The sequence below is a fragment of the Methylobacterium crusticola genome (assembly GCF_003574465.1).
In the GTDB taxonomy this organism is placed as follows: domain Bacteria; phylum Pseudomonadota; class Alphaproteobacteria; order Rhizobiales; family Beijerinckiaceae; genus Methylobacterium; species Methylobacterium crusticola.
This window is the reverse complement of sequence record NZ_QOWC01000492.1, coordinates 1-884: the sequence shown is the minus strand read 5'-3', so window position 1 is coordinate 884 and position 884 is coordinate 1. Positions and strand designations below refer to the sequence as shown.

1 protein-coding gene is annotated in these 884 nt (G+C 76.6%); it reads right to left on the bottom strand.

Annotation, left to right across the window (positions count from 1 at the left end):
* Window positions 1-162: 162 nt before the first annotated feature.
* A complete protein-coding gene (locus DT057_RS35075; RefSeq protein WP_128566577.1) occupies window positions 163-771 on the bottom strand; it encodes a K(+)-transporting ATPase subunit C in 609 nt (202 codons plus the stop codon).
* Between the last annotated feature and the right edge of the window lie 113 nt (window positions 772-884).

Genomic DNA, 884 nt, shown 5'->3' with positions numbered 1-884 from the left:
CGCCCGGAGCCGCCCCGAGGAAGATCTTCAGGCGACCGCGCCCCGGGCCCTCCCGGCGCGCCTGCGCCAGGAGGGCCTCCGGGGAGGGCCGCTTGTCGCGCTCGCGCCGCGCGTCGTTCGTCATCGGCCGTCACCCGCCTCCGTCGTGGTTCGCATCCGTCGCTACCTGGCCCCCCCGGCGTCGAGGGCGCGGTTGAGGGCGAGCACGTTGACTCGCGGCTCGCCGAGGATCCCGAGCGTGCGCTCCTGCGTCGGCCCGGCCACGAGCGCCCGCAGCCGCGCCTCGGGCAGGTTGCGGGCCCGGGCGACCCGCGGCACCTGGAACAGGGCCGCCTCCGGCGAGATGTCGGGATCGAGGCCCGAGCCCGAGGTGGTCACGAGGTCCGGGGGCACCGGGGCCGCGGGGTTCTCGGCCCTGAGCGCGGCGACGTCGTCGCGCACCCGCGCGACGAGGGCCGGGTTGGTCGGCCCGAGATTGGCGCCGCCGGAGCTCGCGGCGTTGTAGGGGGCCGGCACGGTCTTCGCGGTGTCGGCCGGGTCGGGGGCGGTGGTGGCCGAGGGCCGGCCGTGGAAGTCGCCCTCCCCCGCGAAGGCCTGGCCGATCAGCGCGGAGCCGACCGGCCGCCCGTCGGGGCCGAGGACCAGGCTGCCCCGGGCCTCGGCCGGGAACAGGATCCCGGCGAGCCCGGTCATGGCGAGCGGGTAGGCGAGGCCCGTGATCAGCGTCAGGGCGACGAGGAGGACGAGGGCGGGACGCAGGTGCCGCAGCATGGCGGTCGATCCGATCAGGCGAGGTGGAGGGCGCTCACGGCGAGGTCATGGCCTTGATGCCGACGAACGGCACCACGATCCGGCCGAGACCGTAGATCAGGAGGTTGCGGCGC

Bases quoted from the DNA above. Each gene is read 5' to 3' on its own strand.
- DT057_RS35075 (WP_128566577.1), bottom strand. From the start codon at position 771: ATGCTGCGGCACCTGCGTCCCGCCCTCGTCCTCCTCGTCGCCCTGACG.